At 71.5% G+C, this 20,324-nt stretch carries 18 protein-coding genes and 1 riboswitch; of the genes, 12 read left to right on the top strand and 6 right to left on the bottom strand.

The window, feature by feature from the left end; all coding sequences use genetic code 11:
- Positions 1 to 59: 59 nt before the first annotated feature.
- The 4 genes from ACWGH1_RS27755 to gcvT all read right to left on the bottom strand — a co-directional run bounded on the left by ACWGH1_RS27755 (position 60) and on the right by gcvT (position 4,593).
- On the bottom strand, positions 60 to 1,442 hold the full coding sequence (locus ACWGH1_RS27755; RefSeq protein WP_453409098.1) for an L-serine ammonia-lyase: 1,383 nt from the start codon (positions 1,440 to 1,442) through the stop codon (positions 60 to 62).
- Between the two features lie 270 nt (positions 1,443 to 1,712).
- Complete coding sequence (gene glyA, locus ACWGH1_RS27750) at positions 1,713 to 2,969, bottom strand: serine hydroxymethyltransferase (protein WP_453409097.1); 1,257 nt, start codon at positions 2,967 to 2,969, stop codon at positions 1,713 to 1,715.
- Between the two features lie 15 nt (positions 2,970 to 2,984).
- Entirely contained in the window at positions 2,985 to 3,365 is a 381-nt protein-coding gene (gcvH, locus tag ACWGH1_RS27745) for a glycine cleavage system protein GcvH (protein ID WP_453356601.1), read from the bottom strand.
- Positions 3,366 to 3,477: 112 nt separating this feature from the next.
- Positions 3,478 to 4,593, bottom strand: a complete 1,116-nt coding sequence (gene gcvT, locus ACWGH1_RS27740; RefSeq protein WP_453356600.1) for a glycine cleavage system aminomethyltransferase GcvT — start codon at positions 4,591 to 4,593, stop codon at positions 3,478 to 3,480.
- Between the two features lie 160 nt (positions 4,594 to 4,753).
- A riboswitch (glycine riboswitch) is annotated at positions 4,754 to 4,857 on the bottom strand.
- A gap of 220 nt (positions 4,858 to 5,077) precedes the next feature.
- Here gcvT and ACWGH1_RS27735 point away from each other — a divergent pair.
- The 11 genes from ACWGH1_RS27735 to ACWGH1_RS27685 all read left to right on the top strand — a co-directional run bounded on the left by ACWGH1_RS27735 (position 5,078) and on the right by ACWGH1_RS27685 (position 17,408).
- A complete protein-coding gene (locus ACWGH1_RS27735; RefSeq protein ID WP_453409096.1) occupies positions 5,078 to 5,710 on the top strand; it encodes an AAA family ATPase in 633 nt (210 codons plus the stop codon).
- A gap of 180 nt (positions 5,711 to 5,890) precedes the next feature.
- On the top strand, positions 5,891 to 6,625 hold the full coding sequence (locus ACWGH1_RS27730) for an enhanced serine sensitivity protein SseB (protein WP_453355855.1): 735 nt from the start codon (positions 5,891 to 5,893) through the stop codon (positions 6,623 to 6,625).
- 58 nt (positions 6,626 to 6,683) lie between these two features.
- Entirely contained in the window at positions 6,684 to 7,424 is a 741-nt protein-coding gene (locus ACWGH1_RS27725) for an enhanced serine sensitivity protein SseB C-terminal domain-containing protein (protein ID WP_351384798.1), read from the top strand.
- A 540-nt stretch (positions 7,425 to 7,964) separates the two neighbouring features.
- Complete coding sequence (locus tag ACWGH1_RS27720; protein WP_453355854.1) at positions 7,965 to 8,957, top strand: ABC transporter permease; 993 nt, start codon at positions 7,965 to 7,967, stop codon at positions 8,955 to 8,957.
- Positions 8,958 to 8,998: 41 nt separating this feature from the next.
- Positions 8,999 to 10,756 (top strand): ABC transporter substrate-binding protein, encoded by a 1,758-nt coding sequence (locus ACWGH1_RS27715; protein ID WP_453355853.1) that lies wholly within the window; start codon positions 8,999 to 9,001, stop codon positions 10,754 to 10,756.
- Positions 10,757 to 10,966: 210 nt separating this feature from the next.
- Complete coding sequence (locus ACWGH1_RS27710; protein ID WP_329198490.1) at positions 10,967 to 11,968, top strand: ABC transporter permease; 1,002 nt, start codon at positions 10,967 to 10,969, stop codon at positions 11,966 to 11,968.
- A gap of 29 nt (positions 11,969 to 11,997) precedes the next feature.
- The gene (locus ACWGH1_RS27705) at positions 11,998 to 13,074 is read left to right on the top strand and encodes an ABC transporter ATP-binding protein (RefSeq protein WP_453356921.1); all 1,077 of its coding nucleotides are present in this window, start codon (positions 11,998 to 12,000) and stop codon (positions 13,072 to 13,074) included.
- Positions 13,075 to 13,079: 5 nt separating this feature from the next.
- Positions 13,080 to 14,198, top strand: a complete 1,119-nt coding sequence (locus tag ACWGH1_RS27700) for an ABC transporter ATP-binding protein (protein ID WP_453356920.1) — start codon at positions 13,080 to 13,082, stop codon at positions 14,196 to 14,198.
- 194 nt (positions 14,199 to 14,392) lie between these two features.
- Positions 14,393 to 15,049: a trimeric intracellular cation channel family protein gene (locus ACWGH1_RS27695; RefSeq protein WP_453352842.1), complete on the top strand. Its 657-nt coding sequence runs from the start codon at positions 14,393 to 14,395 to the stop codon at positions 15,047 to 15,049.
- Positions 15,050 to 15,106: 57 nt separating this feature from the next.
- A complete protein-coding gene (locus tag ACWGH1_RS27690) occupies positions 15,107 to 15,967 on the top strand; it encodes a thioesterase family protein (protein WP_453352843.1) in 861 nt (286 codons plus the stop codon).
- Positions 15,968 to 16,244: 277 nt separating this feature from the next.
- Positions 16,245 to 17,408 carry a cysteine desulfurase family protein gene (locus ACWGH1_RS27685; protein ID WP_453352844.1) on the top strand — a complete coding sequence of 388 codons (1,164 nt, stop codon included), beginning with the start codon at positions 16,245 to 16,247 and terminating at the stop codon, positions 17,406 to 17,408.
- Here ACWGH1_RS27685 and ACWGH1_RS27680 read toward each other — a convergent pair.
- Complete coding sequence (locus ACWGH1_RS27680) at positions 17,401 to 18,084, bottom strand: N-acetylmuramoyl-L-alanine amidase (RefSeq protein WP_453352845.1); 684 nt, start codon at positions 18,082 to 18,084, stop codon at positions 17,401 to 17,403. The genes ACWGH1_RS27685 and ACWGH1_RS27680 overlap by 8 nt on opposite strands.
- A gap of 69 nt (positions 18,085 to 18,153) precedes the next feature.
- Between ACWGH1_RS27680 and mnmA the strand changes: the two genes are divergently transcribed.
- A complete protein-coding gene (gene mnmA / locus ACWGH1_RS27675; protein ID WP_453352846.1) occupies positions 18,154 to 19,287 on the top strand; it encodes a tRNA 2-thiouridine(34) synthase MnmA in 1,134 nt (377 codons plus the stop codon).
- A gap of 55 nt (positions 19,288 to 19,342) precedes the next feature.
- Here the strand turns inward: mnmA and ACWGH1_RS27670 are convergent, their stop codons facing one another.
- Complete coding sequence (locus tag ACWGH1_RS27670) at positions 19,343 to 20,266, bottom strand: NADP-dependent oxidoreductase (RefSeq protein WP_453352847.1); 924 nt, start codon at positions 20,264 to 20,266, stop codon at positions 19,343 to 19,345.
- Between the last annotated feature and the right edge of the window lie 58 nt (positions 20,267 to 20,324).

The raw sequence follows: 20,324 nt of genomic DNA, 5'->3' as shown, positions 1-20,324 counted from the left end.
GGTGCGCACGCGCGCCCGGCCCTCCCGCCGGTTCCCCGGCCGCCGTCAGCGGCGCCGGCTCAGCACTCGATGACGTTGACCGCGAGGCCGCCGCGGGCGGTCTCCTTGTATTTCACCTTCATGTCGGCGCCGGTCTCCTTCATGGTCTTGATGACCTTGTCCAGGGAGACCTTGTGGGAGCCGTCGCCGCGCATCGCCATCCGGGCCGCGGTGACGGCCTTGACCGCCGCCATGCCGTTGCGCTCGATGCACGGGATCTGGACCAGGCCGCCGACCGGGTCGCAGGTGAGGCCGAGGTTGTGTTCCATGCCGATCTCGGCGGCGTTCTCGACCTGCTCCGGGGAGCCGCCCAGGACCTCGGCGAGGGCGCCGGCCGCCATCGAACAGGCCGAGCCGACCTCGCCCTGGCAGCCGACCTCGGCGCCGGAGATCGAGGCGTTCTCCTTGAACAGCATGCCGATCGCGCTCGCCGCGAGGAGGAACCGCACCACGCCGTCCTCGTCGGCGCCCGGCACGAAGTTCATGTAGTAGTGCAGCACCGCCGGGATGATGCCCGCCGCGCCGTTCGTCGGGGCGGTGACCACCCGGCCGCCCGCCGCGTTCTCCTCGTTCACGGCCATCGCGTAGAGCGTGATCCACTCCATCGAGAGCGCCTGCGGGTCGCCCTCGGAGCGCAGCTTGCGGGCGGTGGTCGCGGCGCGGCGCTTGACGCGCAGGCCGCCCGGGAGGATGCCCTCGCGGGACATGCCGCGCGCCACGCAGGCCTGCATCACGCGCCAGATCTCCAGGAGGCCCTCGCGGATCTCCTCCTCGGTGCGCCAGGCCTTCTCGTTCTCCAGCATCAGGGCGGAGATCGACAGGCCCGTCTCGCGGGTGAGGCGCAGCATCTCGTCGCCGCTGCGGAACGGGTGCTTCAAGACCGTGTCGTCGAGCTTGATCCGGTCCTCGCCGACCGCGTCCTCGTCCACGACGAAACCGCCGCCGACCGAGTAGTACGTCTTCTCCAGCAGCGGGGCGCCGGCGGCGTCGTACGCGAAGAGCGTCATGCCGTTCGCGTGGTAGGGCAGCGACCGGCGGCGGTGCAGGATGAGCTGGCTCGGCTCGTCGAAGGCGATCTCGTGGGCTTCGCCTATCTCGGCGCCCATCAGGCGCAGCCGGCCGCTCTGGCGGATGCGCTCGACCTCGGCGTCGGCGTTCTCCACGTCGACCGTGCGGGGCGAGTGGCCCTCCAGGCCGAGCAGGACCGCCTTGGGGGTGCCGTGGCCGTGGCCGGTCGCGCCGAGCGAGCCGAAGAGCTCCGCGCGGACGGAAGCCGTCTGGGCGAGGACACCGTCCTTCTTCAGGCGGGTCACGAACATGCGTGCCGCCCGCATGGGGCCGACCGTGTGGGATGAGGAGGGACCGATGCCGATGGAGAAGAGATCGAAGACGGAGATGGCCACGGTGGCGAGACTCCCTTGTCTGCTCGTGGGGTGGGAGAGGGGCACAGGAGAGCGGGTTGATCAGCCGGAGGTGATCAGGGAGGTTTGTTCGGATTTTGTCCGACAGCCGAGCTTAACGCGACGAGGTGAACGACCCCCCTGCCCGGAAGGGCCACAAGGGGAAGCCGGGGTGTGCGTCGGCTCACATCCGGGTCCGCCACGCAAGGGGCGATCAGGCGTGAAAAGGGGCCCGGGCCTGTGGGAACAGGCACCGGGCCCCGCCCGGCCGCGTCAGAGCGTCGGGTACAGCGGGAACTTCGCCGCGAGCGCGGAGACGCGCGCCTTGAGGGACTCGCTGTCGTACTCCGGCTTGAGCGCCTGCGCGATGATCTCGGCTACCTCGGTGAAGGCCTCGGTGTCGAAACCGCGGGTCGCCAGGGCCGGCGTGCCGATCCGCAGACCCGAGGTGACCATCGGCGGCCGCGGGTCGTTCGGGATGGCGTTGCGGTTGACCGTGATGCCGACCTCGTGGAGGCGGTCCTCGGCCTGCTGGCCGTCCAGCTCCGAGTTGCGCAGGTCGACCAGGACCAGGTGCACGTCGGTGCCGCCGGTCAGGACGTCCACGCCCACGGCCTTGACGTCGTCCTGGACCAGTCGCGCGGCGAGGATCTTCGCACCCTCCAGGGTGCGCTCCTGGCGCTCCTTGAACTCGGGCGAGGCGGCGACCTTGAAGGAGACGGCCTTGGCCGCGATCACGTGCTCCAGCGGACCACCCTGCTGACCGGGGAAGACCGCGGAGTTGATCTTCTTCGCCAGCTCCTGCGTCGACAGGATGACACCGCCGCGCGGACCGCCGAGGGTCTTGTGCGTGGTGGTGGTGACGACGTGGGCGTGCGGGACCGGGTTCGGGTGCAGACCCGCTGCGACCAGACCGGCGAAGTGCGCCATGTCGACCATCAGGTACGCGCCGACCTCGTCCGCGATGCGGCGGAAGGCGGCGAAGTCCAGCTGGCGCGGGTACGCGGACCAGCCGGCGACGATCAGCTTCGGCTTGGACTCCTTGGCGAGGCGCTCGACCTCGGCCATGTCGACCTCGCCGGTCTCGTCGACGTGGTACGGGACCACGTTGTAGAGCTTGCCGGAGAAGTTGATCTTCATGCCGTGGGTCAGGTGACCGCCGTGGGCCAGGTTCAGACCCATGATGGTGTCACCCGGCTTGAGCAGCGCGAACATCGCGGCGGCGTTCGCCTGGGCACCGGAGTGCGGCTGCACGTTCGCGGCCTCGGCGCCGAAGAGCGCCTTGATCCGGTCGATCGCGATCTGCTCGACCACGTCGACGTGCTCGCAGCCGCCGTAGTAGCGGCGGCCGGGGTAGCCCTCGGCGTACTTGTTGGTCAGGACCGAGCCCTGGGCCTCCATGACGGCGACCGGAGCGAAGTTCTCCGACGCGATCATTTCCAGGGTCGACTGCTGGCGGACGAGCTCGGCGTCGACGGCGGCGGCGACGTCGGGGTCGAGTTCGTGGAGAGGGGTGTTCAGTACGGACATCAGGATCCCCTGGGGTCAGTTACCGGCGGTGAGCTTGGCGTACTCGTCGTTGGAGAGCAGGTCGGCCGGCTCCTCCGTGACGCGCACCTTGAAGAGCCAGCCACCCTCGAACGGGGCCGAGTTCACCAGCGAAGGGTCGTCCACGACGTCCTGGTTGGCCTCGACGACCTCACCGGTGACGGGGGAGTACAGGTCGCTGACCGACTTGGTCGACTCCAGCTCGCCGCAGGTCTCACCCGCGGTCACCGTGTCGCCGACCGCGGGGAGCTGGGCGTAGACGACGTCACCGAGCGCGTTGGCCGCGAACTCCGTGATGCCGACCGTCGAGACGCCGCCCTCGGCGTCCGACAGCCACTCGTGCTCCTTGCTGTAACGCAGCTGCTGGGGGTTGCTCATGACCTGATTCTCCTGGATGCGGGGGAGTGGATGCGAACGGTGGTCTTGGGTACTGGGACGGCGCCGTACGGACCTCCGTACGGCGGTGACGCGGTACGGGGCCGGAGCGGGACTACTTCTGCCGCTTGTAGAACGGCAGGGCCACGACCTCGTACGGCTCATGCGTACCGCGAATGTCCACGCCGACGCCGGAGGTGCCGGGCGCGGCGTGCGCCGCGTCCACGTACGCCATCGCGATCGGCTTGCCGAGCGTCGGCGACGGGGCGCCGGAGGTCACCTCGCCGATGACCTCGCCGTTCGCGACGACCGGGAAACCGGCGCGCGGGACCCGGCGGCCCTCGGCGATCAGGCCGACCAGCTTGCGCGGCGGGTTCGTGGCGGCGCGCTCGGCGGCGGCCTCCAGGGCGGCGCGGCCGACGAAGTCGCCCTCCTTCTCGAACTTCACGACCCGGCCCAGCCCCGCGTCGAACGGGGTCAGGGCGGTGGTCAGCTCGTGCCCGTACAGCGGCATGCCCGCCTCCAGGCGCAGCGTGTCCCGGCAGGAGAGCCCCGCCGGGACCAGACCGACGCCCTCGCCGGCCTTCGTCAGCGCCTGCCACAGCTCCACGGCGTGCTCGGGGGCGACGAACAGCTCGAAGCCGTCCTCGCCGGTGTAGCCCGTACGCGCGATCAGCGCGGGCACGCCGGCGACCGTGCCGGGCAGGCCGGCGTAGTACTTGAGCCCGTCCAGGTCGGCGTCGGTGAGGGAACCCAGGATGCCGGGGGACTCCGGACCCTGGACGGCGATCAGCGCGTACGCGTCACGGTCGTCGCGGACCTCGGTGTCGAAACCGGCGGCGCGCTCGGTCAGGGCGTCCAGGACGATCTGCGCGTTGGAGGCGTTCGCGACGACCATGAACTCGTGCTCGCCGAGGCGGTAGACGATCAGGTCGTCGATGATCCCGCCGTCCTCCTGGCAGATGTGCGTGTAGCGGGCGCGGCCGACGCCGACGGTGGAGATGTTGCCGACCAGCGCGTGGTCCAGGGCCTTGACCGCCTCGGGGCCGGTCAGGGTGATCTCGCCCATGTGGGACAGGTCGAAGAGACCGGCCTTCGTGCGCACGGCGTTGTGCTCGTCGCGCTCACTGGCGTAGCGCAGCGGCATGTCCCAGCCCGCGAAGTCGGTCATGGTCGCACCGAGCGAGCGGTGCAGCGCGTCGAGCGCGGTCAGGCGGGGGGCAGTGCTCATGGGTGTGGCTCCCGGGTCCCAGGGCATGACATGACGAGGACGATCCTCCCCATCTGTCATCGGAACCTGAGAGGTTCGCCGAGAGTTCCCGCACCGGGCGGGCGCGTCATCGGCTTGCACCTTGGGTGGAGCTGTCGAGCAGCCCGCTTTTCAGATCTGCCTCATCCACGCGGTACGGGGCCTGAGAGATTCAAGGGAGGAACTTGCTCCTTCGGCGCCCGGGCACGGCCTTGCGGCCTGCCGGGACTCTCCCGCGCGGATTCAAGCGGCCGGTATGCAGTTGGTGTCCAGATGGCGCACATCATTGCACGAGGCGGGCGGGTGTGGGCGGGCGGGCTCGAAAGTCCGTGCGGGGCCGAGCGGGGCTCCAGCGGGCGCGGCGGAACCGGGCGGACCGGATTACCGTCCCTTTACATTCAGTGGGCACGGGCCCGGGGGCCTGGGGTCCGGTTCGGGGGAGGCGATCACTGTGCGGAGGTTCGGTATGCCGGCTTTGACGGGGGCCCTTGAGGGCGTTCCGGTGCAGCGGCGGGCGGCCGCGCCGGCGGGACAGGTGCGGGACCTGCGGGGGGCGGGGGGCCGGGGGCCGAGGTGGCTCGGCTTCGCCGAGGGGGACATCGTGGTGGTGTCCGGCCTGCCCGGGGGCGGCAAGAGCACGCTGATCAAGCGGGCCGCGGGGGTGGGCGCGATCGACTCGCAGGACACGCGGGAGCGGTGGGAGCGGCGGATGCGGGGGGCGCTGCCGTACGCCGCGTACCGGCCGGCGGTGCGGGCGGCGCACTACTGGGGCCTGTGGCGGGTGGTGCGGTCGGGGGCGTCGGTGGTGGTGCACGACTGCGGCAGCCAGGCGTGGGTGCGGTGGCTCCTGGCGGGGGCGGCGCGGCGGCGCGGCCGGGCGCTGCACCTGGTGCTGCTGGACACCACCGCGGAGGAGGCGCTGGCCGGGCAGGCGGAGCGGGGCCGGCGGGTGTCGGCGTACGCGTTCACCCGCCACCGGGCGGCGGTGGGCCGGCTGCTCCGCGCGGCGGAAGCGGGCCGGCCGCCGGCGGGGTGCGCGTCGGTCACCCTCCTCGACCGCCCCTCCGCTGCCGCGGTCACCCGGATCCACTTCCCCTGACGGCCCCGACGGGCCGCACTCCCCGCCCCGCGGGCGTTCGAGGCGCCGGCCAAGTCCGGCCGCCGGCGCGGCCGGGTTGCGCGGGGCTGGTTTGCCCGGGGGGCCGACCCCGGGTGTGGGGGGCCGGGGGGACGGAATAGGGTCAGCGTAGGAGCGCGGAGCGAGTGGCGGAGGCGGCAGATGCACGGCGGCGGGTGGCCCGACAACGAGCTGGAGCACGTGCTCGGCGCGGCCCTGGGGCAGGCCGACGCCGGGGCCAGGATCCTGGAGGTGCTCGGCCGCAGCCACGTCTGGGTGCCGCTGCCCGCCGGCGGCAGCCCCGAGCACACCGCCCTCAACCTCCCGACCATGCTCATCGGCGGCGACGCCTACGTCCCCGTCTACACCTCCGAGGCCCAGTTCCGCGTCTGCGCCGGCCCCGCCATGGACTTCGCCGTCGCCCCCGCCGTCGAGTTCGCCCGCGGCCTGCCCCCGCAGCTCGGCATCGCCCTCAACCCCGAGGGCGCCGTCGGCGTACCGCTCCCCCCGCCCGCCGTCGCGGAACTCTGCCGCACCGGCCGCACCCCCCTCGACGGCCCCGCCGCCGGCGGCCGGGTCCGCCTCTTCGAGCCCGACTGGCAGGACGACCCGGTCGACTTCCTCGCCGCCGCCTCCGAGGAGTTCCGCGCCATCGGCGTGGTCGCCGCCGCCCACCGCTGCCTCGCCAGCGTCGAGGGCGGGGCGCCCCAGCTGTACATCGGTGTCCAGTTGATGGGATGGGATCCCGAGGCGCGGGACGCCCCGCTGGAGGCCCTCGGCCGGGCCCTGACCCGCGTACCGCCGCCCTGGCCCGTGCAGTTGATCCTCCTCGACGCCGCCCAGGACCCGGTGGTCGACCACATCCGTGAGCGCGTACGCCCCTTCTACCTTCCCTAGGGCCGCTTAAGCTGGGGCCGATACGCGTGGATGACGGGCGGACGAAGAGGGGTACCGGGTGAGTGCGTCAGGCACGGCCGCGGCCGGACAGGTCGAGCACATGCTGCGCCAGGTGACTCCCGGGCGCTATGAGAGCTACGAGTCGCTCCTGCACGCCCTCGCCGAGGGCCGCCTGTGGATGCTGCTCTGGCAGGGGCAGCCGGGGTCCCCGGACGCCCAGTACGGCGGCATGGAGGTCGACGGCCTGGGCTACGCGCCCTGCGTGACCTCCCCGCAGGAGCTGGCCGCCAGCGGCTGGAACCGTGGCTACGAGGTGGTCACCGGCCGCGACATCGCCCGCGCCCTGTACCCGGACCGCTGGGGGCTGTGGCTCAACCCGCACGCCCAGGGCGGCGGCCTCGGCCTCCCCTGGGCGGACCTGCGCCGGATCGCGACCGGCCTCGACCGGATGCCGGCCGGTCCGCTGCGGCTGTCCGAGCCGGCCCTGGAGCTCCCGCAGTTCTACGGGCTGCTGACCCAGCACGCGCACCGTACGCCCGCCGTCCGCTCGCTCCGCCGCGCCTGGGTGCAGCCGTCGCTGGGGTCGGCCTACCTGGCGGTGGGGCTGGACCTGTACGACGCCTCCGCGCCCGCGCTGGAATCCGTACGCGAGATGATGCGGCAGTCGGTCGGGGCGGTCCCCGAGGGCGTACCGGTCTGCACCGTCGCGCTCGCGGACGAGCACGATCCGGTGGCGATGTGGCTGCGCTCGCAGACCCGTCCGTTCTACGACCGCGAGGGCCAGGCCCCCTCCTACTGAGCCCTGCCCGGGCCCCGCCGCACCGGAAGGGGCCCTTCCGCAACCTGCCCGTGTTTTGAGACAGCGATAACGAGCCATTTCGAGGCCGCCGGAACCCAGCGTTCCCGGCGGCCTTCGTCTTGTCCGGATTCCGCCGCTGTTGTGGCCCGGAAAAGCGCACCCCTCTTGCGAGTTGGGGCACATGTCCGTTTGCGTACCGAACGGACGGTCTTGCTCCGCTCAGGTGTGAGCGAAGTCCGGATAACGGGAATCGGGGCGTCAGATCACGGTTGCGCATCCATTCAACTGCGGGTCTGGCGGCTGGTCGAGCGCCCGATGAAGACTCCCCACCCAAGAGCCGCTCAGTCCTCCCGTACCCGGCTCGGCACGTGTTCCGCACCCGTGGTCCCGTGCCGCGGTTCCCGCAGCACTTCCCGCACTTCCTGCACCTCACACGCGTTCAGCGTGTCCCACGCACTCCGAGCGCCACTCCGCACCAACGCCGCCACAGCGGCGGGCATGGGCCGGCACACCCGTCGGCCGAGAGGGGTCCCCACCACGATGACGGCACCACTGCACGACACGAGCGCGGAGACGCCCGCACCCGTGTCCGTAGCCGACGTCCCTGCCAAGGCCATCGAAGGCCGCTCGCCCGGCCGCATCGCCTGGATGCGGCTCAAGCGCGACAAGGTCGCGCTGACCGGCGGCGTGGTCGTGATCTTCCTGATCCTGGTGGCGGTCTTCGCACCGCAGATCGTGAGCCTGCTGGGCCACCCGCCCAACGAGTTCCACGAGGACCTGATCGATCCCGACCTCGGCACGCCGATCGGTTCGTTCGGCGGCGCGAGTTCCGACTTCCTGCTGGGCGTCGAACCCACCAACGGCCGCGACGTGTTCAGCCGGATCGTCTACGGCGCCCGCATCTCCTTGATCGTCGCCTTCCTGGCGGCCTTCGTCTCGGTCATCGTCGGCAGCCTGCTGGGCGCGCTCGCCGGCTTCCTCGGCGGCTGGGTCGACGGCCTCATCAGCCGCCTGATGGACCTGCTGCTGGCCTTCCCGCAGCTGCTGTTCACCATCGCGCTCGTCTCCGTCGTGCCCAACAGCCTTCTGGGGCTGGAGGGTTCGAGCGTCCGCATGGCGGTGCTGATCCTCGTGATCGGCTTCTTCGGCTGGCCCTACATCGGCCGCATCGTCCGGGGCCAGACGATGTCCCTGCGGGAGCGCGAGTACGTGGAGGCGGCCCGCAGCCTCGGCGCGGGCCGCGGGTACATCCTGATCAAGGAACTGCTGCCGAACCTGGTCGCGCCGATCCTCGTCTACTCGACGCTGATCATCCCGACCAACATCCTGACGGAAGCGGCCCTCAGCTTCCTCGGCGCCGGCGTCAAGCCGCCCACCGCCTCCTGGGGAAAGATGCTGTCCGACGCCATCCCCATCTACCAGGACGACCCCATGTACATGGTGGTCCCCGGTATCACGATCTTCATCACCGTCCTGGCGTTCAACCTCTTCGGGGACGGGCTGCGCGACGCACTCGACCCCAAGGGCAGCTGAACCGCTCTTTCGATTCACCCACCTATGGAGGTTGGACAACCGTGATCCGCAGAAAGCAGGCACTCGCGATCACCGCCGTGATCGCCGCCCTGTCGCTGACCGCCGCGTGCGGTGGCGACGACACCAAGAAGGCGGAGGGCGACAAGGGCGACAAGGGCTACAGCGGTGCTGCCACCGGTGTCGTGAACGCCTCCGACGCCAAGGGCGGCGAGCTCAAGCTCTGGTCCCCCCAGGACGTCGACTTCCTCGACCCGGCGCGTGCCTACTACGGCTTCGTGTGGAACATGCAGCGCCTCTTCATACGCCAGCTCTACGCGTACGACAGCAAGCCGGGCGCCGCGGGCACCAAGCTGGTCCCGGACCTCGCCGAGGGCGAGCCGGTCCTGAGCAACGACGGCAAGACGTACACGGTCAAGATCAAGGACGGCGTGAAGTTCGAGGACGGCGCGCCGATCACCTCGAAGGACTTCAAGTACGGCATCGAGCGCGTCTTCGCGCAGGACGTGCTGGCCGGCGGTCCCACCTACCTGATCGACCAGCTCGACCAGGGCCAGAAGTACGAGGGTCCCTACAAGGACACCGACCCCGACAAGATGGGCCTGAAGTCCGTCCAGACGCCGGACGACCACACGATCGTCTTCAACCTGGCGAGCGCGAACTCCGACTTCAAGTACCTGCTCGCCATGCCGTCCTCCTCGCCCGTCCCGGCGGGCAAGGACACGGGTGCCACGTACACCAACAAGCCCGTCTCCACCGGCCCGTACAAGGTCGAGAGCTTCGCCTCCGGCAAGGGCGCGACCTTCGTCCGCAACGAGAACTGGGACTCGAAGACCGACACGGTCCGCAAGGGTCTGCCGGACAAGGTCACCTTCACGGTCACCACCAACCCGGACGACATGGACCAGCGCCTGCTCTCGGGCGACATCGACCTCGCCGTCGACGGCACCGGAGTCCAGCAGGCCGCGAAGAACAAGATCCTCAAGGACGCGAACCTCAAGAAGAACGCGGACAACCCGTTCACGGGCTACATCCGCTACTTCGCCTTCCCGCAGACGGTCGCGCCGTTCGACAACGTCGAGTGCCGCAAGGCCGTCATCTACGCGGCCGACCCGAAGTCGCTGCAGAACGCCCGCGGCGGCCCGACCAGCGGTGACCTCGGCGCGAACATGCTGCCGCCCGGTGTCCCCGGCGCCGACAAGTCCTACGACCCGTGGAACCTGACCGCGGGCAAGCCGCAGGAGGACAAGGCGAAGGCCGCCCTCAAGGCGTGCGGCAAGCCCGACGGGTTCGAGACCACCATCGCGGTCCGCAACAACAAGGCCCCCGAGGTCAAGTCCGCCGAGTCCCTCCAGGCCGCGCTCGCCAAGGTCGGCATCAAGGCGACGATCGACCAGTACGACGGCAAGCTCTCCTCCTCCACCATCGGTTCGCCCGAGAACGTGAAGAAGAAGAACTACGGAATCATCGTCATGGGCTGGGGCGCCGACTACAACTCCGGCGCGGGCTTCCTCCAGCCGCTGGTCGACGGTTCGTTCATCGCCCAGACCGGCAACAACAACTACACGATGCTCGACGACCCCGAGGTCAACGGGCTGTTCGACAAGGCCGCCGCCGCCCCCACGCCGGACGCCGCCGCGCCGTTCTACACCGACATCAACAAGAAGATCATGGAGAAGGCGCTCTACCTGCCGATCAACTTCGACAAGGCGCTGGTCTACCACAACCCGCGTCTGACGAACGTCTACTTCAACGACTCCCTGGGCAAGATCGACCTCGCGGTCGTCGGCGTCGCCAAGTAGCCCCCGGGCACGGCAGCCAGTAGTCGGCGCCCAGTCGCCCGACCGTCCGGCGGTCCCGCGAGGCGGCCGCCGGACACCAGCAGGTCAGCAAGTACGTAAGTAAGTGCCTTCACCGCACGTGCGCTAGTCCGAAGGGCAGGTGAAGGCCGCAGGCGGCGGTCGTCGTCCCCACGAGGGGCGGCGACCGCCCGCCCCGGGCGGCCGACTGCAGTGCTCGTCTACCTCATACGGCGGCTGTTCAACGTCGCCGCCACGCTGCTGGTGGTCTCCGTGGTCACCTTCGGCATCTTCTTCGCGGTCCCGAAACTGACCGGCAGCGATCCCGCGCTCATGTACGCCGGCCGCGAGACCAACCCGACCGCCCTGGCGGGCATCCGCGTGAAGATGGGCTTCGACAAGCCCATCTCCGAGCAGTACTGGGTGTTCCTCAAGGGCATCTTCGTCGGCCGCGACTACGACGCCGGCACCGAGGTCACGCACTGTGCGGCGCCGTGCTTCGGCTACTCCTTCAAGAGCGAGGCCCCCGTCTGGGAGACCATGCTCGACCGCATGCCGGTCACCCTCTCGCTCGCCCTCGGCGCGGCCGTGATCTGGGTGATCGCCGGTGTGGCAACCGGAGTGGTCTCCGCGCTCAAACGCAGGACCGCCATCGACCGGACCGTGATGATCGGAGCGCTCGCCGGCGTCTCCCTGCCGATCTTCTTCACCGGCATGGTGGCCCCCGCGATCTTCGTCTACGGCCTCGGCTGGCTGGACGTGTCCAACTACAAACCCCTGACCGAGGATCCACTGGCCTGGCTCAACAGCCTGATCCTGCCCTGGGTCACCCTGGCCTTCCTGTTCGCCGCCACCTACGCCCGCATCACCCGCGCCACCATGCTGGAGGTCCTCGGCGAGGACTACATCCGCACGGCCCGCGCGAAGGGTCTCAAGGAGGGCGTGGTCATCCGCAAGCACGCCCTCCGCTCCACCCTCACCCCGGTCGTCACGATGTTCGGCCTCGACCTCGGCGGTCTCCTCGGCGGCGCCGTCCTCACCGAGACGACCTTCAACTTCCAGGGGCTGGGAACGGCGGCCGTCGCCGCCATCAGCCAGGGCGACCTGCCCGTCATCATGGGCGTGACCCTGCTCGCCGCGCTGTTCGTGGTCCTGGCCAACCTGATCGTGGACCTGCTGTACGCCGTCATCGACCCGCGCGTGAGGCTGACGTGACCGACAACCCCTCCAGCTCCGGCGGACCCGTGTTCGTACCCGAGCAGGCGAAGCCCGGATCCCGCGCCGCGGCGTCGTCCTTCCTGTCCGTACGCGACCTCCAGGTCCACTTCCCGACCGACGACGGGCTGGTCAAGTCCGTCGACGGACTCTCCTTCGACCTCGAACGCGGCAAGACGCTCGGCATCGTCGGCGAGTCCGGCTCGGGCAAGTCGGTCACCTCGCTGGCCATCATGGGCCTGCACCGCACCGGCCAGGCCCGCAGCCGCCCGCACATCTCCGGCGAGGTCGTGCTCGACGGCGAGGACCTGGTCCGGGCGGACGCCGACCACGTGCGCAAGCTCCGCGGCCGGAAGATGGCGATGGTCTTCCAGGACCCGCTGTCCGCGATGCACCCGTACTACTCGGTCGGCAAGCAGATCGTCGAGGCGTACCGGACCCACAACGACGTCGACAAGAAGGCGGCCCGCACCCGGGCCGTCGAGATGCTCGACCGCGTGGGCATCCCGGAACCCCACCGGCGGGTGGACGCCTACCCCCACGAGTTCTCCGGCGGCATGCGTCAGCGCGCGATGATCGCGATGGCGCTGGTCAACAACCCCGAACTGCTCATCGCGGACGAGCCCACGACCGCCCTGGACGTCACCGTCCAGGCGCAGATCCTGGACCTGATCCGCGACCTCCAGAAGGAGTTCGGCTCCGCCGTCATCATGATCACGCACGACCTCGGCGTGGTCGCCGAGATGGCCGACGACATCCTCGTGATGTACGGCGGCCGGTGCGTCGAGCGCGGCACCGCCGAAAAGGTCTTCTACGAGCCCCGCCACCCCTACACCTGGGGTCTGCTCGGCTCCATGCCGCGCATCGACCGCGACCAGACCGAGCGCCTGATCCCGGTCAAGGGCTCCCCGCCCAGCCTCATCAACATCCCGAGCGGCTGCGCCTTCAACCCCCGGTGCCCTTACGCCGACGTACCCAAGGGCGGCATCACCCGCACCCAGCGCCCCGAGCTGACCCAGGACGACAGCCGGCACTGGTCCGCCTGCCACATGTCGCAGGAGGAGCGGACCCGGATCTGGACCGAAGAGATTGCGCCGAAGCTGTGAGCGACATGAACGAGACGGGCGCGCAGGCAGGTGCGCGGACAGCCGCGCAGACGGTTGCGCCGCAGGCCTCCGGCGCCGAGGAGCCACTCCTCAAGGTGACCGGCCTGGTCAAGCACTTCCCCATCAACAAGGGGCTGCTGCGCCGCCAGGCCGGAGCGGTCAAGGCCGTCGACGGAATCGACTTCGACGTCCGCCGGGGCGAGACCCTCGGCGTCGTCGGCGAGTCCGGCTGCGGCAAGTCCACGATGGGCCGGCTGATCACGCGGCTGCTCGAACCGAGCGGCGGCAAGGTGGAGTTCGAGGGCCGGGACATCACCCACCTCGGGGTGGGCGGTATGCGGCCGCTGCGCCGTGACGTCCAGATGATCTTCCAGGACCCGTACGGCTCGCTGAACCCCCGCCACACGGTCGGCACGATCGTCGGAGCCCCCTTCAAGCTCCAGAAGGTCACCCCCGAGGGCGGCGTCAAGGCGGAGGTGCAGCGACTGCTGTCGCTGGTGGGCCTCAACCCCGAGCACTACAACCGCTACCCGCACGAGTTCTCCGGCGGCCAGCGCCAGCGCATCGGCATCGCCCGGGCGCTGGCCCTCAAGCCGAAGCTGGTCGTCGCGGACGAGCCGGTGTCGGCGCTGGACGTCTCGATCCAGGCCCAGGTGGTGAACCTGCTGGACGACCTCCAGGAGGAGCTCGGCCTGACCTACGTGATCATCGCGCACGACCTGTCGGTCATCCGGCACGTCTCCGACCGGATCGCGGTGATGTACCTCGGCAAGATCGTCGAGCTGGCGGACCGCAAGTCGCTGTACGAGGCGCCGATGCACCCGTACACGACCGCGCTGATGTCGGCCGTGCCGGTGCCGGACCCGAGGCGGCGCGGCGCGAAGAGCGGCCGCATCCTGCTCAAGGGAGACGTGCCCTCGCCCATCTCCCCGCCGAGCGGCTGCCGGTTCCACACCCGCTGCTGGAAGGCGACGGAGCTCTGCTCGACGCAGGAGCCGCCGCTGGTCGCCCTCAAGACCGGGCACCAGGTCGCCTGCCACCACCCGGAGAACGCCCCCGACCAGGCGCCGGGCGACAAGGCCCTGCCGGGCGCGGCGGAAGCGGTGGAGACGCCCACCGTCTAGCCGGAGGTGTGTCCCCCCCGGTGCGGACGGCCGGGGGCGGATGCGGTGCCGGGGTCCCGGGGTGGCCACGCCCGGGGGCCCCGTCACGGCGGGGTGCCGGGGCCGGGGGCCGTCAGGGCCGCGGGTTCCGTCGCCGCCGAGCCGGGGCCGGGGTCTTTGTCGGGGCCGCCGCCGAAAGCCCGCACAATGGGGGCGTGTCCCACGATCTCTTCCCGCCGGAGGTCCAGCACGCCCTGGACCTCGCGGGCATTTTTGTCTTCGCCACCGCCGGCGCGCTGCTCGCCGTCCGCAAGAACTTCGACGTCTTCGGCATCTGCGTGCTCGCGCTCGTCACCGCGCTCGGCGGGGGACTGCTGCGCGACCTGGTGATCGGCGCCGTCCCGCCGGCCGCGTTCGGTGAGCTCAGCTTCTTCCTGACCCCCCTGGTCGCCGCCGCGATCGTCTTCTTCCTGCACCCCGAGGTCCAGCGGATCAACCGCGCCATCAACGTCTTCGACGCCGCCGGACTCGGGCTGTTCTGCGTCTCGGGCACCACCAAGGCCTACGAGTACGGGCTGGGGCTGACCGCGTCGGCCGCGCTGGGCCTGGCCACTGCGGTCGGCGGCGGCGTCATGCGCGACGTGCTCGCCAACGAAGTGCCGTCGCTGCTGCGCGACCGGGAGATGTACGCGGTCCCGGCCGTGGTCGGAGCCTCGATGGTGGCCCTGTTCATCGGCTTCGACGTGCTCAACGGGGTCACCACGGGCATCGCCATCATCACCGCCTTCGTGCTCCGGCTGCTCGCGATCCGCTACCACTGGCGGGCGCCGCTGGCCTGGAACCGCCGCTCCGGCGTGACCGAAGAGCCGTGACGGGGCCGTAGCAGAACAAAGCTACCGCTTAGTAGCTTGCCGGTGTACGGTCGCCCCATGTCACACACAGCGGCCCAGGCGGCCATCGGAGACAGCGAGTTCGACCGCGACACCGCCATCGCCCCGCGCGCGGGCGAGCCCGGCGTGTACGACACGGAACTCTCGGCGGGCTGGACGATCATCAGTGCCGTCAACGGCGGATACCTGCTGGCCCTGGTCGGCCGGGCACTGGCGGCGGCGCTGCCGCACCCGGACCCGTTCACCGTCTCCGCCCACTACCTGACCTCCTCCGTGCCCGGCCCCGCCGTGATCCGCACCGAGGTGGTCCGGACCGGCCGCACCCTCTCCACCGGGCAGGCCTCGCTCTTCCAGTACGACGAGAGCGGCGCGGAGATCGAGCGCATCCGGGTCCTCGCCTCCTACGGCGACCTCGACTCGCTCCCCGACTCCGTCCACACCACGGCCCGGCCCCCGGCCATCCCGGCGTACGAGGACTGCCTCGGCACGGAAGCCGGTCCGGCGCCGATCCCGGGCAGCTCCGAGATCGTCGACCGGCTGCGGCTGCGGCTGGACCCGGCGACGGCCGGCTGGGCCGTCGGCGCGCCGTCCGGCAAGGGCGAGATGCGGGCCTGGTTCGAGCTGGCCGACGGCCGTGCCGCGGACCCGCTGTCCCTGCTGCTCGCGGTGGACGCACTGCCGCCGACCGCGTTCGACCTCGGCCTGATGGGCTGGACCCCGACCGTCGAGCTCACCGCGCACATCCGCCACCGCCCGGCGCCGGGACCGCTGCGGGTCGCCATCACCACGCGCAACCTGGCCGGCGGCTTCCTGGAGGAAGACGCCGAGGTGTGGGACTCGGCGGACCGCCTGGTGGCCCAGTCCCGCCAACTGGCCCGCGCCCCGCGCGCCGCTTCTTGACGCGGCTCTCGCGCCGCTCGGCCCTGGAGGGCCTCCCGGGCTTCGGGCCGCTGCACCGGACTCCGTCCGGCGGTGGCCGTACCCGAGGTGTACCCGTCGCGTGACACCAGGCATGGCCGGCCCCGCGAGAGGGCCCGCCAGGGGGGCGGGGGCGCGGCAGCTCGGGCGGAGCGCCTGGCGGCCTGGCGGCCCGCGGAACGGTGGAAGGGCGGGTCGCGGGGCGGCTCGGGGGCCGGAGGGGTCGGGGGTGGCGGGGGGCTCGTAGAATCGGGGGATCATGGCCTACCTCGATCACGCCGCAACCACGCCGATGCTGCCGGAGGCGGCTGCGGCGATGACCGCGCAGTTCGCCGCCACAGGTAACGCGTCCTCCCTGCACGCCGCCGGCCGCCGCGCCCGCCGCACCGTCGAGGAGGCGCGCGAGGCACTCGCCGAAGCCCTCGGCGCGCGCCCGAGCGAGGTGGTCTTCACCGCCGGCGGCACCGAGGCCGACAACCTCGCCGTCAAGGGCCTCTACTGGGCCCGCCGCGGCCAGGACCCCGCCCGCACCCGCGTCCTCGCCAGCCCCGTCGAGCACCACGCCGTCCTCGACGCCGTCCACTGGCTCGCCGAGCACGAGGGCGCCCGCGTCGAGTACCTGCCCGTGGACCGGTACGGGCGGGTACACCCCGAGGCCTTCCGGGAAGCGGTGGAACGCAACCCCGACGACATCGCCCTCGCCACGGTCATGTGGGCCAACAACGAGATCGGCACCGTCCTGCCGGTCCGCGAACTGGCCGCCATCGCCGCCGAGTTCGGGATCCCCATGCACTCCGACGCGGTCCAGGCCCTCGGGCAGCTCGACGTCCGCTTCGGCGACAGCGGCCTCGCCGCCATGACGGTCAGCGGCCACAAGGTCGGCGGCCCCTACGGCATCGGCGCGCTGCTGCTCGGCCGCGACCAGAGCCCCGTACCCGTCCTGCACGGCGGAGGCCAGGAGCGGCACGTCCGTTCCGGCACCCTCGACGTGCCCGCCATCGCCGCCTTCGCGGTCGCCGCCGTCCTCGCCGCCGAGCGGCGCGAGGAATTCGCCGCCCGGATCGGCGCCCTGCGCGACGAGCTGATCACCGCCGTGCTGCGGGAAGTGCCGGACGCCGTCCTCGGCGGAGACCCCGCCCAGCGGCTCCCCGCCAACGCCCACTTCAGCTTCCCCGGCTGCGAGGGCGACTCCCTGCTGCTCCTCCTCGACGCCCAGGGCATCGAATGCTCCACCGGATCCGCCTGCACCGCGGGCGTGGCCCAGCCCAGCCACGTCCTGCTCGCCACCGGCACCGATCCCGAGCTGGCCCGCGGCACCCTGCGGTTCTCCCTCGGCCACACCTCCACCAAGGAGGACATCAGCGCCGTGGCCGCCGCCATCGGTCCCGCCGTGGCCCGCGCCCGCACGGCAGGCCTCAGCTAGGCCTGGCCGTCTCCTCCCGCAGGGCCTCGCCGACCATGCGCAGGTACCGGTCCCAGTCCCACAGGGGGCCGGGATCGGTGTGGTCGGTGCCCGGGACCTCCGAGTGGCCCAGGATGTGCTTGCGGTCGACGGGTATGCCGTACCGACGGCAGACGTCCGCCGCCAGCCGGGCGGACGCCGCGTACATGGCGTCCGTGAAGTCCTGCGGGCGGTCGACGAAGCCCTCGTGCTCGATGCCGACGCTGCGCTCGTTCATCGAGCGGCTGCCGGAGTGGAAGGCCACGTCAAGCTCGCGGACCATCTGCTCCACATGTCCGTCCTGGCGGACTATGTAGTGCGCCGACGCCTTGTGCCAGGGGTTCTTGAAGGCGTCCACCGAGGTTTCGAAACTGCCCTGTGTGACATGGACGACTATCCGGTCCACCCGGTAGTCGTCCGGCCGGTCCGCCATCCGCCAGTTCGCCGGCGAGGCCGCCGTCCAGCTCGCGCCCGCGTGGTCCAGCTCTCCCTCCTCGCGCGGCTTGGACACCCCCGGCACCAGCCACCGCGCCCGGGCGAGCTCCTCCCGCCCGGCGACCGCCGCGACCGCGAAGAGCCCCAGCCCGCCGAACAGCACCGCCCGGCGGGTCCTGCCCCGGCCCTTGTTCCCGGGCCCGCTCCCGTCCCCGCTCCCCATGTGATCCACCCCCCGTATCCCAGAACGCGCTGGGACCCCGCCCGGTTCCCCCGTACTCTGGACGGTGCTATGACTGAGAACCTGCCGCGCACCGCCCGCCCACTTCGCGTCCTGGCCGCCATGTCCGGCGGCGTGGACTCCGCCGTCGCCGCCGCCCGCGCGGTCGAAGCCGGGCACGACGTGACCGGCGTCCACCTCGCGCTCTCCGCGAACCCGCAGTCCTTCCGGACCGGTGCCCGCGGCTGCTGCACCATCGAGGACTCCCGCGACGCCCGGCGCGCCGCCGACGTCATCGGCATCCCCTTCTACGTCTGGGACCTCGCCGAGCGCTTCCGCGAGGACGTCGTGGAGGACTTCATCTCCGAGTACGAGGCCGGGCGCACCCCGAACCCCTGCCTGCGCTGCAACGAGAAGATCAAGTTCGCGGCGCTGCTCGACAAGGCCCTCGCCCTTGGCTTCGACGCCGTGTGCACCGGCCACTACGCCACCGTCGTGCTGAACGAGGACGGGACCCGCGAGCTGCACCGCGCCTCCGACATGGCCAAGGATCAGTCGTACGTCCTCGGCGTCCTCGACGAGAAGCAGCTGGCCCACGCCCTCTTCCCGCTCGGCGACACCCTCACCACCAAGGACGAGATCCGCGCGGAGGCCGAGCGCCGGGGCCTGGCCGTCGCGAAGAAGCCCGACAGCCACGACATCTGCTTCATCGCCGACGGCGACACCCAGGGCTTCCTCGCGAGCCGGCTGGGCAAGGCCGAGGGCGACATCGTGGACGGCGCGACCGGCGAGAAGATCGGCAGTCACGAGGGCGCCTTCGGCTTCACCATCGGCCAGCGCAAGGGCCTGCGCATCGGGCACCCGGCCGCCGACGGCAAGCCGCGCTACGTCCTGGACATCTCGCCGGTGAACAACACCGTGACCGTCGGCCCCGTCGAGGCCCTCGACGTCAGTGCCCTCACCGCCATCCGCCCCCGCTGGTGCGGCTCCACCCCGGCCGCCCCGGGGACGTACACCGCGCAGCTGCGCGCCCACGGCGGCGAGACCGAGGTCTTCGCCGAGGTCGTGGACGACGAGCTGCGCGTCTCCTTCACGGAGCCGGTGCGCGGCGTGGCCCCCGGCCAGGCGATCGTGCTCTACGACGGCACGCGCGTGGTCGGCTCCGCCACCATCGCCACCACCGCCCGGGCCGCCGCGGGCGTCTGAGCCGGCTCGGGCCGCCGCTCGGTGTGCGGCCCGCCGGACCGGCTCGGCCGGCTGCTCAGGCCACCGTCAGGACGATCTTGCCGGTGGTCCGGCCCTGCTCGCCGATCTCGTGGGCCTTGGCCGCCTGCTCCAGCGGCAGCACCGTGTCGACCACCACGCGGAGCTCGCCCGCCTCGACGAGCGCGGCGATCTCCAGCAGGCCGCGGTGGTCCGGCTCCACGAGCATCCAGGCGGCGTGCACGCCCTCCGGGTCCTCCGGGAGGCCGTCCGGGCCCGGCAGGGTGATCAGGTGTCCGCCCTGCTTGAGTACCTTCAGCGAGCGCTGCCCGTGGTCCCCGCCGACCGCGTCGAGCACGACGTCCACATCGGAGACGGCGTCCTCGAAGGCGGTGGACCGGTAGTCGATCACCTCGTCGGCGCCGAGGTCGCGCAGCAGCTCGTGCTTGCCGGCGCTCGCGGTGCCGATCACGTACGCGCCGCGGGCCTTGGCGATCTGCACGGCCAGGTGGCCGACCCCGCCGGCCGCCGCGTGCACCAGGACCCGCTGTCCGGCGCGCAGCCCGGCCGTGTCCACCAGTGCCTGCCAGGCGGTCAGCGCCGCCAGCGGCAGCGCGGCCGCCTGTACGTGGTCGAGCGAGGCCGGCTTGGGCGCGAAGTGGCGCGCCGGGCCGGTCACGTACTCGGCGTAGGCGCCGGCCTGGCGCGGGAAGTGCGGCATCCCGTACACCTCGTCGCCCGGGCGGTACACCGTCACGCCCGGCCCGACCGCCTCGACGGTGCCCGAGACGTCCCAGCCGACCGCCGGGACCTCGGCCCAGTCGATCAGGGCGCCGGAGGCCCGGGTCTTGAAGTCGACGGGGTTCACACCGGCCGCGTGGACCCGTACGAGGATCTCGTTCAGACCCGGCTCGGGCCGCTCGGCCTCGACCTCGGTGAGAACCTCGGGTCCACCCCACTGGCTGACGACGACGGCACGCATGAATGTCTCCTCGGTTGCGCTCTGTGCCGGTTTTCCCGGCCGATGGCGCCAGCTTGGC

It is taken from the genome of Streptomyces sp. NPDC054883, from assembly GCF_053610645.1.
This window is presented reverse-complemented; position numbering and strand designations above follow the sequence as displayed.

Coding starts and splice junctions, on each gene's coding strand:
- gcvT (WP_453356600.1), bottom strand. CDS start 4,593: ATGAGCACTGCCCCCCGCCTGACCGCGCTCGACGCGCTGCACCGCTCG.
- ACWGH1_RS27735 (WP_453409096.1), top strand. CDS start 5,078: ATGCCGGCTTTGACGGGGGCCCTTGAGGGCGTTCCGGTGCAGCGGCGG.
- ACWGH1_RS27670 (WP_453352847.1), bottom strand. CDS start 20,266: ATGCGTGCCGTCGTCGTCAGCCAGTGGGGTGGACCCGAGGTTCTCACC.
- gcvH (WP_453356601.1), bottom strand. CDS start 3,365: ATGAGCAACCCCCAGCAGCTGCGTTACAGCAAGGAGCACGAGTGGCTG.
- glyA (WP_453409097.1), bottom strand. CDS start 2,969: ATGTCCGTACTGAACACCCCTCTCCACGAACTCGACCCCGACGTCGCC.
- ACWGH1_RS27690 (WP_453352843.1), top strand. CDS start 15,107: ATGTCACACACAGCGGCCCAGGCGGCCATCGGAGACAGCGAGTTCGAC.
- ACWGH1_RS27700 (WP_453356920.1), top strand. CDS start 13,080: ATGAACGAGACGGGCGCGCAGGCAGGTGCGCGGACAGCCGCGCAGACG.
- ACWGH1_RS27720 (WP_453355854.1), top strand. CDS start 7,965: ATGACGGCACCACTGCACGACACGAGCGCGGAGACGCCCGCACCCGTG.
- ACWGH1_RS27680 (WP_453352845.1), bottom strand. CDS start 18,084: ATGGGGAGCGGGGACGGGAGCGGGCCCGGGAACAAGGGCCGGGGCAGG.
- mnmA (WP_453352846.1), top strand. CDS start 18,154: ATGACTGAGAACCTGCCGCGCACCGCCCGCCCACTTCGCGTCCTGGCC.
- ACWGH1_RS27685 (WP_453352844.1), top strand. CDS start 16,245: ATGGCCTACCTCGATCACGCCGCAACCACGCCGATGCTGCCGGAGGCG.
- ACWGH1_RS27730 (WP_453355855.1), top strand. CDS start 5,891: ATGCACGGCGGCGGGTGGCCCGACAACGAGCTGGAGCACGTGCTCGGC.